Source organism: Shewanella sp. SW24, from assembly GCF_025653395.1.
GTDB lineage: Bacteria > Pseudomonadota > Gammaproteobacteria > Enterobacterales > Shewanellaceae > Shewanella > Shewanella oncorhynchi.
The window spans coordinates 78450-91520 of sequence record NZ_JAKKSH010000012.1 but is presented as its reverse complement, the minus strand read 5'-3'; the positions used below and the strand labels follow the sequence as shown (position 1 = coordinate 91520).

Annotated in this window: 17 protein-coding genes; 10 read left to right on the top strand and 7 right to left on the bottom strand. The window is 47.0% G+C overall.

The features are described from left to right. Positions 1-133: 133 nt before the first annotated feature. From L5M17_RS11765 to L5M17_RS11750, 4 genes are all read right to left on the bottom strand, one after another. Positions 134-718, bottom strand: coding sequence for a YSC84-related protein (locus L5M17_RS11765; RefSeq protein ID WP_219251787.1), 585 nt, complete (start codon positions 716-718; stop codon positions 134-136). A 152-nt stretch (positions 719-870) separates the two neighbouring features. Continuing rightward, positions 871-1785 (bottom strand): hypothetical protein, encoded by a 915-nt coding sequence (locus tag L5M17_RS11760; RefSeq protein ID WP_263147589.1) that lies wholly within the window; start codon positions 1783-1785, stop codon positions 871-873. Between the two features lie 57 nt (positions 1786-1842). Next, positions 1843-2241: a nitrous oxide-stimulated promoter family protein gene (locus tag L5M17_RS11755; protein WP_071940633.1), complete on the bottom strand. Its 399-nt coding sequence runs from the start codon at positions 2239-2241 to the stop codon at positions 1843-1845. A 147-nt stretch (positions 2242-2388) separates the two neighbouring features. Further along, a complete protein-coding gene (locus L5M17_RS11750) occupies positions 2389-2748 on the bottom strand; it encodes a DsrE/DsrF/TusD sulfur relay family protein (RefSeq protein WP_263147586.1) in 360 nt (119 codons plus the stop codon). Positions 2749-3021: 273 nt separating this feature from the next. On the opposite strand from L5M17_RS11750, the gene L5M17_RS11745 reads away from it, so the two are divergent. The 7 genes from L5M17_RS11745 to L5M17_RS11715 all read left to right on the top strand — a co-directional run bounded on the left by L5M17_RS11745 (position 3022) and on the right by L5M17_RS11715 (position 8618). After that, on the top strand, positions 3022-3858 hold the full coding sequence (locus tag L5M17_RS11745) for a hypothetical protein (protein WP_113941606.1): 837 nt from the start codon (positions 3022-3024) through the stop codon (positions 3856-3858). 143 nt (positions 3859-4001) lie between these two features. Continuing rightward, positions 4002-4313 carry a hypothetical protein gene (locus L5M17_RS11740; RefSeq protein WP_263147583.1) on the top strand — a complete coding sequence of 104 codons (312 nt, stop codon included), beginning with the start codon at positions 4002-4004 and terminating at the stop codon, positions 4311-4313. Between the two features lie 9 nt (positions 4314-4322). Next, entirely contained in the window at positions 4323-5777 is a 1455-nt protein-coding gene (locus tag L5M17_RS11735; RefSeq protein ID WP_263147580.1) for a protein adenylyltransferase SelO, read from the top strand. 13 nt (positions 5778-5790) lie between these two features. After that, positions 5791-6138, top strand: coding sequence for a DUF3630 family protein (locus tag L5M17_RS11730; protein WP_263147578.1), 348 nt, complete (start codon positions 5791-5793; stop codon positions 6136-6138). Positions 6139-6140: 2 nt separating this feature from the next. Then, positions 6141-7163, top strand: a complete 1023-nt coding sequence (locus tag L5M17_RS11725; RefSeq protein ID WP_263147576.1) for a serine/threonine protein kinase — start codon at positions 6141-6143, stop codon at positions 7161-7163. A 129-nt stretch (positions 7164-7292) separates the two neighbouring features. Beyond that, on the top strand, positions 7293-7901 hold the full coding sequence (locus tag L5M17_RS11720; RefSeq protein WP_263147574.1) for a thiol:disulfide interchange protein DsbA/DsbL: 609 nt from the start codon (positions 7293-7295) through the stop codon (positions 7899-7901). Between the two features lie 504 nt (positions 7902-8405). Next, positions 8406-8618, top strand: a complete 213-nt coding sequence (locus L5M17_RS11715; RefSeq protein ID WP_006083486.1) for a DUF1107 domain-containing protein — start codon at positions 8406-8408, stop codon at positions 8616-8618. Here the strand turns inward: L5M17_RS11715 and L5M17_RS11710 are convergent. Then, positions 8615-8836, bottom strand: a complete 222-nt coding sequence (locus L5M17_RS11710; protein ID WP_006083484.1) for a cell division protein ZapB — start codon at positions 8834-8836, stop codon at positions 8615-8617. The genes L5M17_RS11715 and L5M17_RS11710 overlap by 4 nt on opposite strands. Before the next feature lie 179 nt (positions 8837-9015). On the opposite strand from L5M17_RS11710, the gene L5M17_RS11705 reads away from it, so the two are divergent. Together L5M17_RS11705 and L5M17_RS11700 are read left to right on the top strand one after the other, a co-directional pair. Then, positions 9016-10509 carry a Na+/H+ antiporter NhaC family protein gene (locus L5M17_RS11705; protein WP_263147571.1) on the top strand — a complete coding sequence of 498 codons (1494 nt, stop codon included), beginning with the start codon at positions 9016-9018 and terminating at the stop codon, positions 10507-10509. Between the two features lie 81 nt (positions 10510-10590). Further along, the gene (locus L5M17_RS11700; RefSeq protein ID WP_173248029.1) at positions 10591-10944 is read left to right on the top strand and encodes a RidA family protein; all 354 of its coding nucleotides are present in this window, start codon (positions 10591-10593) and stop codon (positions 10942-10944) included. A 162-nt stretch (positions 10945-11106) separates the two neighbouring features. Here the strand turns inward: L5M17_RS11700 and L5M17_RS11695 are convergent, their stop codons facing one another. Both L5M17_RS11695 and L5M17_RS11690 read right to left on the bottom strand, forming a co-directional pair. Beyond that, a complete protein-coding gene (locus L5M17_RS11695) occupies positions 11107-11448 on the bottom strand; it encodes a hypothetical protein (protein ID WP_219251781.1) in 342 nt (113 codons plus the stop codon). 1 nt (position 11449) lies between these two features. Continuing rightward, positions 11450-11725: a Rho-binding antiterminator gene (locus L5M17_RS11690; protein ID WP_219251780.1), complete on the bottom strand. Its 276-nt coding sequence runs from the start codon at positions 11723-11725 to the stop codon at positions 11450-11452. A gap of 229 nt (positions 11726-11954) precedes the next feature. Here L5M17_RS11690 and L5M17_RS11685 point away from each other — a divergent pair, with 229 nt between their 5' ends. Continuing rightward, on the top strand, positions 11955-13046 hold the full coding sequence (locus L5M17_RS11685) for a branched-chain amino acid aminotransferase (protein ID WP_131524942.1): 1092 nt from the start codon (positions 11955-11957) through the stop codon (positions 13044-13046). The last annotated feature ends 25 nt before the right edge of the window (positions 13047-13071 follow it).

Sequence of the window (13071 nt, the reverse complement as noted above, 5' to 3'; positions counted from 1 at the left end):
TCAACTTATTTCGCTCAATTCTAATGACTTGGTTTTAGTTAGAACATCTGAGTCAGAAGCTTGAGGTAATCATTTAAGAAAAAACGGCGAGCATTTAGGCTCGCCGTTTGATATCACAGCCGAATGGCTCGTCTTAGTTAGCTTTAGGCTCAAAGCTAAAGGCTTGACCCGCAAGAGCGGCTTCAAACATTAAGCCGCCTTTTGCTGCGGTAAATACTGCCATACCGTTGATATAAGAGCCGCTCGCCGAGCGATTACCACCCGATTGACCAGCACCTGCTGAGTTGCCTGTGGTTCCTGCTTGAGCGCTTGCTCCCATGTTGATTGCAACTGCCGACGCTTGGGCGTCAAACTCGAAACTGCCGCTCGTGAATGCTTCATAGGCTTTGGCATCTTTAAAGAAGATGATCTCGCTGTAGGCTTGTCCACCTAATTGAAAACCGATGGATAATTGAGTCAGACTCGAATCACCCATATAGGCACCGCCTTGGTAGACTCGGCCTTTGCCATAGGCTGCACCGATCCCAATTCCGCCTTTACCCACAGTTGGGAATAAAGCATAGCCATAGGCTGTGTCGAAAAATTTACTGGTTTCTTTCGCTTTTTGGAAATTGACTACTGCCTGATCGTAGCTTTCATCTGCATGTGCAGTTGGGGCAGCAAATAGGCTCACAATAAGGCATGTTGATGCCGCAATGGCTGTTAAAAATGATTTCATGGTAACGCCTCTTCAAGTCTTTAGTTGTTCCAGACTAGCCTTTATCGACACAAATGACAGCCAAAAGTGACATATGTGTCAGCTTAGGTTCAGTGTTCGACTTAATGGTTGGAGTGATATTGGTGGTGATGATTGGAGTGCGGTTTCGCCAATTAGTTCTTAGGTGGCGAAGAACCTTGGTTTTTTTCTGCATCGTCCTGCTGAACTTGATGCAAAAATTCATACTCCTCTGGGGTGAGAATATTTTCAATGACGAGTGGGCGTTGCTCTAACTCTGGTTCGGCCATGCGGCCTTTTAAGTAGGCAGAGCGGGTGATTTGCTTTAGCCCATATACCGCCAGCATATACATGCTCAGTAGTAAGGTCAGCCTTGGCAATGCGTGGGAAAGTAGCGATAGATTATCACCAAGATAGAAAGGCAAAATCACCACAAATACGCGGATTAACCAATTCAACGACATGGCCAAGGTCAAGCTTATCAGCCAACGAAACCGAATGGTGCCGAGCGCCTCTTGGGTTTGAGTGACATCTCTTTGATTGCGTTTATGTCGACGAAACAACATACACAGCGCGATAAAGTAAAAACAGGTTTGTACAGATAACAGCGCTGGGAGTAGAGCGCCCCATTGGCTGATACTCATTTCTTTAAGCATAAGAGCTATGGGTTGCCACTCGTTAATGGGATGCGCAGTTAATCTTAGGGCAATATCTAAAATGGCGAAAACTAATGTTAATGCAGATGGCCAGTAATGCTTTGAAAACCCTAGCGGTTTATTGGTTGGTGCTAAACTGCGTTTGCAATAGAGATAGAGCAAAGGCATGAGCAAAAAATAGATAGGGTTAATCAGATTGAATAGGATATGAATGGGAATTGGACTGTTATCGCGGTTCAACATACCCGTGAGGAAGTATAGAGCAATAAGACTTAAGAAAGCGGCGAGGAGTTTTTGGTTAGCGTCTGGGTGATAAAAATAGCGAATATAAATAGCTAACGCGAGGCAATGTACGCCTCCAAATAATGACAACCACCAGTAAGCTTGAGTGAAAAAACTATGAAACTCGTTCATATGCGATACCTCGAGCCCTGTTATATCAGGGAAATCGGCTCGGTAAAAGTATCGCCGTTAGTTTTTCTGTTGGCTTGCTATGCGCTGATGACGATTTGAAGCCGCTTCGGGCACAACGCTGGGAACAGGGATGCGTTCCGCGAGTAAGTGTTTGATTGCACGAACGGGATGCGGTAATAACATCCGTGGACCAGAAAAGATCATGATCTCTTTGACGATTTGTTTCTGCGCGGGTTTGTAGCAATGCACTGGGCATTTATTACAGGTGGGTTTGTTTTGTCCGTAGGGGCAGCGATCTAGCCGTGTTGCGGCATAATCCAATAACTCAATGCAATCTGCACATAGGCTCGTCGCGTCTTGGCCTTGGTGTTTCGCCTTGCAATAAATTGTCACCATTGCGGCAATGGTTTGGTGTTCGTACAGGAGTTTGCCCGTAAGCAGTGTGGCTGTGCCCATTGGAATACCTTAGCTTGTCACTCGGATATCCCATCATAGGCAGTGAAATTGGTGCTGACAAAACGAAAGCGCCAATTTATGAAGGTGCGCACAAAATGGGGCTTTAAATAATCCAACTATCCCCAATGTCACACCTAAAAATAAATCTTAGATATGCATCACTTTGTCGGCGGCCAGTGTCCAGCGAGTTAAATCTTGCAGTGTGCCTATGTGCGCACCTACGATAATCATTTCCGCAGTGACACCTCGCGCTTGAGCGCAGGTCTTGCAAAGTAGAATCGGAACTTGCTGTGCCGAGAGAATTTCAAACATCTGCTGCAGGTTGTAGCTTAAGTCAGGTGTGGTTTGATTTTTGAGTGCGCCAAACACGGCATCTGACATGAGAAAAAGTTTAAGATCGACCGCTTGCTCGTCCTGATCCTTCAGGGCTAATGCGATGCGTAAGCTACTAAATAGCTTTTCTGTTCCGTAGGGGCTGGCATGGGCCACGATAAGAATACTTTGCATCAGGTTTTCCTTATGTTTGTTATAAGCAGGTGGATGGGGGGATTAGGGAACTCGATTGTGCCAGTCTAGCGCAATTGGCTATAACTATTTGAGCGCAAGATCGTATAAAAAGGCATAAATACTTGATTTGCACCGACACAATGGACTTTAATAGCGGTTAATCTCTGCTCAATTTTTAGCTAGACTCGGTTGCCATGGACACTGTCCTGATGGACGTTGGCAAACCCATTGACACGGCTTCTGATGAGAAGCGGCCATCAAAGGTGAACAAGAATGAAGATCTTAGTCGTATTTATACTGATTGCTGTCGGGGTGTTTTTATTCCTTCGCGCGCAGCGATTGGCGAAAGAAGAACAAGAGGCGATGAAACCCAAGTCGACCTCGGTAAAACCTGTAGTTCCCACCGAAGAGGCACCTATTTTCTCCGCTGCTGAGCCCGAGCGTGTAGAACCTGAGCCAGTTAAAAGGGTTGAGGATACTGGCGTGGCTGAAGTAGAGCCCGTTATCGAAGTTGAAGCCGAATTAATGCCCCGTGAGACCGAAAGCCCTCCGAGCATTTCGGTGGCGCTAGACACAGATATCATCGAAGTTGATATACCTGCGGCCCATAATGAAGAGGCGGTGATCATTTTAGGCGCCACGCCTGCAGATGAACAAGATGATGTTAAGACTGAAGCAGAGCCAGTATCGAACACACGTTCTGAGGTAGCTGCGCCAGGGGCTTGGGCGAATGTGACTTTAGTTCGGGCCTTTGAGGAGTATCAAGGAGCGACGTCAGCCAGTGCTCGCTATACCGCGCTGCAAAATATGATAGCTGAATGCTACAAACAGCGTAAATCGGCGGATTACCTCAACTATGGTGCTCAATTAGCGGAAGAGTATATTGCACTGTTCCAAGCGGCTAGCGCCGAGCAAGGCAAAGATACTGAGCTTAAATCTTCCGGTTTCCTGCATTTAGCCACCTTGCTAAATGATACTCAAGCCTTCGATGCCGCCATTGTCATCTGTCGTAAAGCACTCGAGCTTGGGCTGAGCGATGGCACTGTCACTGGCTTTGAGGGCCGAATCAACCGGATTGAGAAAGCACAGACTAAAGCAACCACGGCTTGATATGTTGTAGGGAGCGCTTAGAGGGTAAACCCTTAGTCGAAAAGCGGTTATTTCCCTCGTCTAAGCAGTGTAGAATCCCTGCTAACTGAATGCGTAAAAGGCGAACTAAGGTTCGCTTTTTTTATGGGCTTAATAGGGGAAAAATGAAACTAAGCTATGCCTTACTGAATGTCTTATTCGGGCTTGGATTATTGCTACTCAGTGGCTGTACTAAAACCCCAGAATGGACCCTATTTTATTATCCCGATGTGAGTGCCATTCCGGTGACACCTTTGCAGGCCGAAGATATTAATGGTTACTACGATACTCTAGAGCAATGCCAGAGCAAGGCTCATGGTATGCAACGTCTAAGTCGTTCTGGCGTGAGTGGTTTTGGCCTTGGATCTTATCAATGTGGGCACCTATGCGAGTTCGATGATAAATCGGTGCTGGTTTGCAAGACCATGAGCCAATAGGTGGACAAGATGAAGTTTAAACAGGATTTTTTTACGCAGTTACCTGAGTTTTACTCGCAAGTATACCCGCAAGGGATAACTAAGCCTGAATGGCTGGCATGGAGTGATGACGCCGCCCAATTGATTGGCTTAAGCCAACCCACCGATGAGCTGTTATTGGGCTTATCCGGCAATGCCGCCGTTGATGGTGCGACTTACTATGCCCAAGTCTATAGTGGCCACCAATTTGGCGGTTACACGCCGCGCTTAGGGGATGGACGCTCGATCATTTTAGGCGAAGCGATTGGTCCAAATGGCGCATGGGATGTCGCCCTTAAAGGCGGCGGTCCGACGCCTTATTCGCGCCGTGGTGATGGCCGTGCTGTGATGCGCTCCGCGGTGCGTGAGTTTTTAGTCTCTGAGGCGCTGCATCATCTGCATGTGCCGACGACCCGCGCCTTAGCTGTGATTGGCTCTGACTTGCCCGTATGGCGTGAGAGTCAAGAAACCGCAGCCATTACCGTACGTTTAGCTCGCAGCCACATTCGTTTCGGTCATTTCGAGTTTTTCTGCCACAGTGAGCGCGGTCGTGCCGATAAGCTGACTCAATTACTCAACTTCACTATTACTCAGCATTATCCCCATTTGAGTTGTGATGCCGCAGGCTATAAAGCGTGGTTTTTACAGGTAGTGCAAGATACCGCTAAGATGATTGCCCATTGGCAGGCGGTCGGTTTTGCCCATGGCGTGATGAACACAGACAATATGTCGATTCTGGGTGACAGTTTTGACTTCGGTCCCTTTGCGTTCCTCGATACATTCCAAGAAGACTTTATCTGTAATCATTCTGATCCCGAAGGTCGCTATGCCTTTGGTCAGCAGCCGGGCGTCGGTTTGTGGAACTTGCAACGTTTAGCGCAGGCGCTCACACCTGTGATCCCATCCGATGACTTAATTGCCATTCTTAATCAATACCAAGAGGCGCTAGTGCAGCCTTATTTGCGCTTGATGCGGGCAAAACTAGGTCTATCTGCAGTTGATGTTTCGTCGGTGGAGCAGGACAAACAGGATCTCGAACTTATAGGTCGATTCACTGTGCTGATGGAGAAAAATCAACTCGATTACACTCAGACTTGGCGTCAATTAGGCAAGTTAGATCCAACCAGCAAACACAGTGCGCTGCGGGATGACTTTATCGATGTCAGTCAGTTTGATGCTTGGTATCAAGCCTATCAACAGCGATTGGGCGCGGTGGCTGATATCCCTGCGTGGCAAACTGAGCGCAATAGTGTGAATCCCAAATATATTTTGCGTAACTATTTAGCCCAAGAGGCGATAATCGCAGTAGAAGAGGGTAATCTTGCGCCGCTGCATTTGCTGCAAAAAATCTTAACTCAGCCCTTTGCCGAACACGCAGAGCATGAAGACTTAGCCAAGCGTCCACCGGACTGGGGCCAAGGTTTGATCATGTCATGTAGTAGTTGATTGGATAACAAGCATGAAATTACCAAGCACGCACCTAAAAGCCATTAGCTTAGATACCATTAGCTTAGATACCATTAGCTTAGATAAAAGTGCCTTAAGTTTAGCGGTCAGTGCGGATATCGATTTTGATCGTTTCGCCGACTTTGCCGAACCTTTAGCTGCGGCGCTCGATTGCACTGTGCGCGAGCGTCAGTGGGGCGCCGACAGGCATCAATGGTTATTAGAATTTGAAGGCAGCCAGTTATGGCTCAATTATGAGTTTTACGGCAACATTTGCTGGCTCTCGACCGAACGAGAAGCCGATTTTGAGGTGCTGGAATACTTAGCCACTTTGCTGCAACCTCACCTAAGAGTGAACTGAATATGAGTCAGAATATGACGCCACCGACTACGAGTTCCAGTGGTGCAGAGTTCCATTTTCAAGCCCTAACACCGGATTTGATCTTAGATGCGATTGAAAGTCTGGGCGTGTATCCGGAAACGGGCTTACTCGCGCTGAACAGTTACGAGAACCGCGTGTATCAGTTCCGTAGCGATGAAGGGCTGCGTTATGTGGTGAAGTTCTATCGCCCAGATCGTTGGAGCGATGCGCAGATCCAAGAGGAACATGATTATGCGCTCGCACTCGCGGCAGAAGATATCCCGATTGCCGTACCTGTAATTATCGAAGGCCATACGTTACACAAGTACCAAGGTTATCGATTTACCCTGTTTCCTTCCTTGGGTGGTCGCGCCTTCGAAGTCGATAATTTAGAGCAGCTGGAATTAGTGGGTCGGTTCATCGGTCGGATACACCAGTACGCGGCGCAAACGGTATTTGCTGAACGTGAACCGCTGAATCCGCAGATTTTAGGCGCCGAGCCGCTCGCGTGGTTAAAGCAATCTAATCTGGTGCCTAATAGCCTACGCTTGCCGTTCTTTACCGTAGTAGAGCAGGTGTTGGCAAAGGCGAATGCGATTTGGGATCGCCAAGATTTTGCGGCCATTCGTTTGCACGGCGATTTACACCCAGGCAATATTTTGTGGACGCCAGACGGTCCCGGATTCGTCGATTTAGACGATGCTCGCATGGGACCGGCGATTCAAGATTTATGGATGATGCTAACCGGGGATAGAGCGCAGCAACTGATGCAGCTTGAGATCTTACTCGAAGCCTATGAAGAATTTTGTGAGTTTGATACAAGACAGTTAGCCTTGATTGAACCGTTGCGAGCTCTGCGTATGGTGCATTACAACGCGTGGATTGGCCGTCGCTGGGACGATCCTGCTTTCCCGATGAACTTCCCTTGGTTTGGGGATGAAAAGTATTGGGAACAGCAGATTTTGGCGTTCAAAGAGCAATTATTTGCCCTTAGCGAACCACCACTGAGCCTAGTGCCGTATTAGCATTGAGCAAAATATGATTTCACAGACGTATCTTGTGACATTAGATTGAACTCTTAAGCTTGAGTTACACTCAAAAAATGGAATATGTTAGTCTCCAGCCAATTTATCAAAATGATTTAAGGAATTTTCATGAAAAAAGTATTACTCATGGCCGCGGCTCTGTTACTGGCGCCACTGGCAGTATCGGCTGTGGAATACCAAGAAGGTGTGCATTACACAGTGATTAACGATGGCCCAGCAACAGCGAAGCCTGAGATTACTGAGTTTTTCTCTTTCTATTGTCCGCATTGTTTTACTTTCTCTAAAACCGTAGTGCCAAAAATTCTCACCGATAAGCCAGAAGGCGTTGCGTTTAACCAAGCACACGTTGATTTTATCGGCAAAGAGATGGGGGCTGAAATGTCACGCGCATTTGCAGTCGCACATCAGTTAAACGTCGATGAGAAAATGGATGCGGCGTTATTCTCTGCTATTCATGAGAAGAAACAGCATTTTACTAATCGCGATGATGTTCGTGCTGTGTTTATTGCTAACGGTGTCGATGGTAAAACCTTCGATGCGGCTGCAGAGTCTTTCATGGTAAAGGCGCAAATGGCAAAGATGAAGCGTGATACTGAAAACGCTAAGCTGACGGGTGTACCTGCTCTGGTTGTTAACGGTAAGTACCGTGTTGAAACAGGGGCAATCAAATCCTACGACGAGCTGTTAGAAATTGCTTTCTACCTAGCAAAAAAATAGTTCGATAGGCGTTACCTGCACTGCTGTCATATGAGCGGATGATAATGCTGTATCGATTGCATGTTAAAGAGAGCCTAAGGGCTCTTTTTTATTGTGGCGGTTGGCAACAACAAGGCAAATAAAGCTTTGATAGGGGTCTTAACGTACTGAGTGGGCTTCTGTAGGCTAGGCGTTTGAACTTATTGAATAAAGACGAGGCAAAAAATGGGCAAAAAAAACCGTACTTCTTGTAAAAGAAAGTACGGACTTGAGCCAGAGGACTCATTTTTACCCTGAGTAACGCTAATAATTTAGCAGAGTGTCAAAAAATTGGCAAGTGACATTATTGTGGCGTTCTTCTTTTTTACTCACAGGGTGACATATTCATAGTTTAACTAAATCAAACGATTAAGTATTTTTGGCGATAAAAGATGAAAAATACCACTCTAACGATGAAACTCAAGTGGCAAAGCTTCTGTCAAACCACTGTAATCAATAACAACAAGAATGCTTGTAGGTGGTCATATGAGAGTTTTTCCTGTCTACGCACCTAAGCTTATCGTTAAGCACGCGCGTATTTTTCTCACTGGTGTTATTTGGGTTAAAGATTTAGGACGATTGGAATTTGAGAAAGGACGGTTTTTACTGCCAAGAAAAAGCCTGCCAAAAGTGAAGCAGGCTATTTTAGAATTGAACGAACTGATCGAAGCGCAGCATCATCAAACTAATGCAGTTTAGATTTCGCTGTTTAACAAGCCAACAAGGCCAGTCACTTTTTCGTTCCAAGAAGTGAGTTCTTCTTGTAGTTGCTGGTTTTGCGCATTCAATTGTTGATTGTGCTCACTCAGCGTAGACGCTTTTTGCTTCTCTTCTTCAAGCTCCATTTTTAGAAGCTCGATAGTTTCGAGTGCAGCCTGGATTTTGGTTTCCAGTTTGGACAGTAATTCAAGGCTCATCTGGAGAGTCCTATGGTTTCTGGATGGGACTGTGATTCTAGCAGTGCCTAGAACTTAAGGAATAGCGATTCTTGCCGTTTGGTTAAAAAACACTCTATTACTGGGTTCTAAATTAAGTTTTTTTGCATTTGTTATTAACTCGTTAGTATTCTTGGTTTTATTTTTTATCGGAATGGTCCATGTCGCCTAGTTTGCTCGCCATACTCCCGCTACTGTTGACCTTAACCTTAGCCCTATTTTTACGCCGCACGCTGGTGGCGTTAGGCGTAGGTATTGTCTCTGGTGCCCTATTAATCGCCCAATTTGATCCTCTGCAAACTGGGTTGTATTTGCTTGATATTGGTGCAAAACAATTTTATGCCCAAGGTGCTTGGCAAGCGTGGCATCTCAATGTGCTGTTCGCCATGTTACTGCTCGGTAGCATGACGCAATTGTTAGCACGTGGTGGTGCCGTGGGTCAGTTTGGTGATTGGCTGTATAGCCGTATTCGTACTGAACGTCAGGCGCGTCTTGGGGTCGTATTTCTTGGTTGGTTAGTGTTTATCGATGGGATTTTCAGTTGTCTTGCTGTCGGTCATGTTTGTCAGCCGCTCAGCCAGCGTTATGGTATTCGCCATGAGCAGCTCGCCTATTTAGTTGATTCCAATGCTTCGCCTTTATGCGCGCTATTGCCTTTCTCCAGTTGGGGCCCCTATGTGATGGCGCTTATCGCGGGGATCAGCTTTTTACCTGTGTCGCCGCTGGAAGCCTTTATCGATGTGGCCCTATTTAACTTTTACGCCATAGTGACCTTAGGCTTGTCCGTGCTCGTCGCTTGGTATGGCGTGGGCTTTCGCTCTTTTGTCGTCGCGACTGTGGTGGATTCTTCTAGTACAGTTGAGGCCAAGGGTAATCCTTGGCTGCTCGCAATCCCTATGCTGACTCTGCTGTCTGCTTCAGTGGGATTAACTTTGTGGTCTGGGGCTCAGCAGGTCTCTTCTTGGGATGTGTCACTTTGGCTTGCTAAGGCTGATATTGGCGCTTCTATGCGCGATGCTTGTTTGTTGGCAACCTTAGTCACTCTTGCCATGTTAGGCTTGTCTGGGCGACGTTTAACGGCGTTAGTGGGGGATTTGAGCCACGGAGTTCGCATGATCGCCTTCGCCATTGCGATTTTACTCTGCACTTGGATGATTGGCGCTGTGATCCAAGATCTTGGCGTCGCTAAATTATTGGCTGCTTGGGCTAAGGCTTATCTTTCCCCGCATCTGCTGGTAGCGGGAATGTTTTTACTCTGCGCGATAATGGCTTTTGCGACGGGTTCAAGCTGGGGAACATTTGCAATTATGATCCCTATTGGCGCAGAGATTGCCCATAACTTAGATCCTCATTTATTGTTACCTGTACTGAGCGCTGTGATGGCGGGGTCGGTTTTTGGCGACCACTGCTCGCCCATTTCAGATACCAGCGTGCTCAGTGCGACCAGCTCAGGTTGCGCTCCCCATGACCATGTGGTGACTCAGTTGCCCTTTGCTTTGATCGCGGCATGCGCAGCCTTAGTCGGATTTCAATTAGTCAATTTAGCCGTGGCGACGCCGTTAGTGTGGCTGGCCGTGGTGAGCTGTAGTCTAGGATTATTTGTCTTGATGGCACGTTTTTATTCACCTTTGCCCAGATTCGTGGCGCAGACATAAAGTCAGTTTATCGCTAAAATGGCCGATTCGGTTCTTGCTGAGCCATTTATTTAAGTGCATCTGATTTAAGAGATTATCAATATGAGTATTACCCGTTTAGATGTAGGTACCCGCATGAGCAGTATAGTGATCCATCAAGGTACTGTGTATCTGTGTGGTCAAGTGGCGAAGGACAAGTATCAAGGTATCACCGAGCAAACTGTCACTATGCTTGAGGAGGTCGATACCTTGTTAGCGCAGGCGGGAAGTTCGCGTGAGCATTTACTGTCAGCGACTATTTATCTGAAAGATATGGGTGATTATGATGCGATGAATGCGGTATGGGATGCTTGGGTGCCTAAAGGTCATGCGCCAGCCCGTGCTTGTGTGCAAGCCGCTATTGCCGAGCCAGAATATTTGGTTGAAGTCTCAGTGATTGCGGCGGTTGCGGTTTAAGCGCTAAGCTATTTTTCGTCCCGTTTAGAAGCCTGTTTCGATCCCTATTTCGAATCCTGTCACCGAGTGTCATGACTCGGTGAAGCTTTTCCGCAATACACCTCGCTAACTAAACCTGTATTGTTCAGCAGGTCCACTCTCTTCTAACAAAACCCTTTTGCTTTAACCTAATAAGTATTCCATTAAATGTGCAGGGACAAGCGGCGGATGATCCCCATATTGTTCTGAGAGTGCGGTGGCGATAGTCTCAATATCTTGTTGGGCTAAGCCTTGTTCGATAATGGCAAACGCCCAAGGAGCCTCGGTTTTGAGTTTGAGGAAATAAGGCGTTTCGACAAATTGTGCGAGTGAGTAAGCGGAGCCTCCTAAACCATGCCCCCAACCTTCGCTGACCTGAAAGGGTCTATCTAAATGTGCCATATCAAATTCAATGAGATGGGGGTATTGGCCGTTATGCCCACCGATCCAATGACCGATTTCAACCGATAAAATCATAGTTGCCATGTTATATCCTTTGCTTGGCCGCAATGAGTACTCGACCAAATTCAGCATTAGGCTCGAGGGGGGTGATGGCGGCGATATGGTCGAGTCTAAGGGATTGTTTAGTTTGTTGCAGTTGGATGATAAGCCACTCTGTTTTGTCGGCTCTTGTCTGCGTGGTGATGGCTTGACCTTGGCACTGGGTGCCATCAATAAGCTCAATGTTGAGTTGATAACCACGCAGACAGGCGAGTTCGAGATAGTCGTAGTGGGCGCAGGGGATCATTTTATAATCTGACATAGGATCATCTCATTGGAAGTTCGACCCTATTGTGGCAAAAATACTTGCCATTGGCATTATGTGTGACCCAATGCGGATTGTTTTATCCTGTCTCTGAGGCCGTGTGAAAAGTTGAACCAAGCGTGTTAGCGAGTTTTTTATTTGCTTAGACCTTTAGATATGCGCGCCCCTCTTGACTTTATTCCTGTCGCTCCCTAGTCTGCTTGTTCAGTAATCAAGGTGGTATGCGATGGAAATAACCTACAATTTAAAACCTGCGTCCGAGCGCCGTACTGAGCAATTCAAGCCCGAGGGGAATGTGGGCTTTGGTAGCCTCAGAACCGATCATATGTTTTTGATGGATTATCATGATGGACAATGGTGCGATCCGCGCATCGTTCCTTATGGACCATTTGAAATGGCACCGGGTGCAATGGCGTTGCATTATGGCCAGTCGATCTTCGAAGGCGCTAAAGCTTTTATGCATGAAGACGGCGAGATTTATACTTTCCGTATTAATAAGAATGCCGAGCGGATGAATCGCTCCGCCGATATCGTCTGTATTCCCAATATCGATGAACAAATGCAGATGGATGCGATCAATGCGTTGATCGATGTCGATCGCCTGTGGTTCCCGATGCAAGAAGGCGCGTGTCTGTATATTCGTCCTTTTATTTTTGCGACCGAAGACCGCCTCTCTGTGAGCCCAAGTTCGCGTTATACCTTCTGTGTCGTGTTAAGCCCAAGTGGCGCTTATTACGCGGCTGGCGTGAACAAAGGCATACGCTTACTGATCAGCAAAACTTTCCATCGTGCTGTATCGGGTGGCACTGGCGCCTCAAAAGCCGCGGGTAACTATGCGGCTTCATTGCGTGCGGGTAAAGCGGCGGCAGCCTTTGGTGCATCGCAAGTGTTATATCTCGATTCGACCAATCAACAGATTGAAGAAGCGGGCGCGATGAACCATTTCCACATTCTGAAAGATGGCACTGTGATTATTCCAACCTTCACAGATACTATTTTGAAGTCGATCACCTCGCAATCCATTATGGAATTGGGTGAGATGCTCGGTTGTGAAGTGCGCCAAGAGACTGTCATGCTTGATAAATTTATCGCTGATATTGAATCAGGTGAAATTATCGAGGCGGGTGGTTTTGGGACGGCGGCCGTGGTTTCTGCTGTGGGCTCCTACATTTTTGAAGATGGCCATGTTGTCACTGTCGGTAATGGTGAAGTGGGCGAGCATGTTCAGCGCATCTATAAACTGTATACCGAAATCCAAAAGGGCCATATTAAAGGTCCTGAAGGCTGGGTTAAGCGTGTTGAACGTTTAGCAAAGTAAGGAATTTGTGGTGATGTTTAAAGGC

Coding starts and splice junctions, on each gene's coding strand:
- L5M17_RS11765 (WP_219251787.1), bottom strand. CDS start 718: ATGAAATCATTTTTAACAGCCATTGCGGCATCAACATGCCTTATTGTG.
- L5M17_RS11760 (WP_263147589.1), bottom strand. CDS start 1,785: ATGAACGAGTTTCATAGTTTTTTCACTCAAGCTTACTGGTGGTTGTCA.
- L5M17_RS11755 (WP_071940633.1), bottom strand. CDS start 2,241: ATGGGCACAGCCACACTGCTTACGGGCAAACTCCTGTACGAACACCAA.
- L5M17_RS11750 (WP_263147586.1), bottom strand. CDS start 2,748: ATGCAAAGTATTCTTATCGTGGCCCATGCCAGCCCCTACGGAACAGAA.
- L5M17_RS11745 (WP_113941606.1), top strand. CDS start 3,022: ATGAAGATCTTAGTCGTATTTATACTGATTGCTGTCGGGGTGTTTTTA.
- L5M17_RS11740 (WP_263147583.1), top strand. CDS start 4,002: ATGAAACTAAGCTATGCCTTACTGAATGTCTTATTCGGGCTTGGATTA.
- L5M17_RS11735 (WP_263147580.1), top strand. CDS start 4,323: ATGAAGTTTAAACAGGATTTTTTTACGCAGTTACCTGAGTTTTACTCG.
- L5M17_RS11730 (WP_263147578.1), top strand. CDS start 5,791: ATGAAATTACCAAGCACGCACCTAAAAGCCATTAGCTTAGATACCATT.
- L5M17_RS11725 (WP_263147576.1), top strand. CDS start 6,141: ATGAGTCAGAATATGACGCCACCGACTACGAGTTCCAGTGGTGCAGAG.
- L5M17_RS11720 (WP_263147574.1), top strand. CDS start 7,293: ATGAAAAAAGTATTACTCATGGCCGCGGCTCTGTTACTGGCGCCACTG.
- L5M17_RS11715 (WP_006083486.1), top strand. CDS start 8,406: ATGAGAGTTTTTCCTGTCTACGCACCTAAGCTTATCGTTAAGCACGCG.
- L5M17_RS11710 (WP_006083484.1), bottom strand. CDS start 8,836: ATGAGCCTTGAATTACTGTCCAAACTGGAAACCAAAATCCAGGCTGCA.
- L5M17_RS11705 (WP_263147571.1), top strand. CDS start 9,016: ATGTCGCCTAGTTTGCTCGCCATACTCCCGCTACTGTTGACCTTAACC.
- L5M17_RS11700 (WP_173248029.1), top strand. CDS start 10,591: ATGAGTATTACCCGTTTAGATGTAGGTACCCGCATGAGCAGTATAGTG.
- L5M17_RS11695 (WP_219251781.1), bottom strand. CDS start 11,448: ATGGCAACTATGATTTTATCGGTTGAAATCGGTCATTGGATCGGTGGG.
- L5M17_RS11690 (WP_219251780.1), bottom strand. CDS start 11,725: ATGTCAGATTATAAAATGATCCCCTGCGCCCACTACGACTATCTCGAA.
- L5M17_RS11685 (WP_131524942.1), top strand. CDS start 11,955: ATGGAAATAACCTACAATTTAAAACCTGCGTCCGAGCGCCGTACTGAG.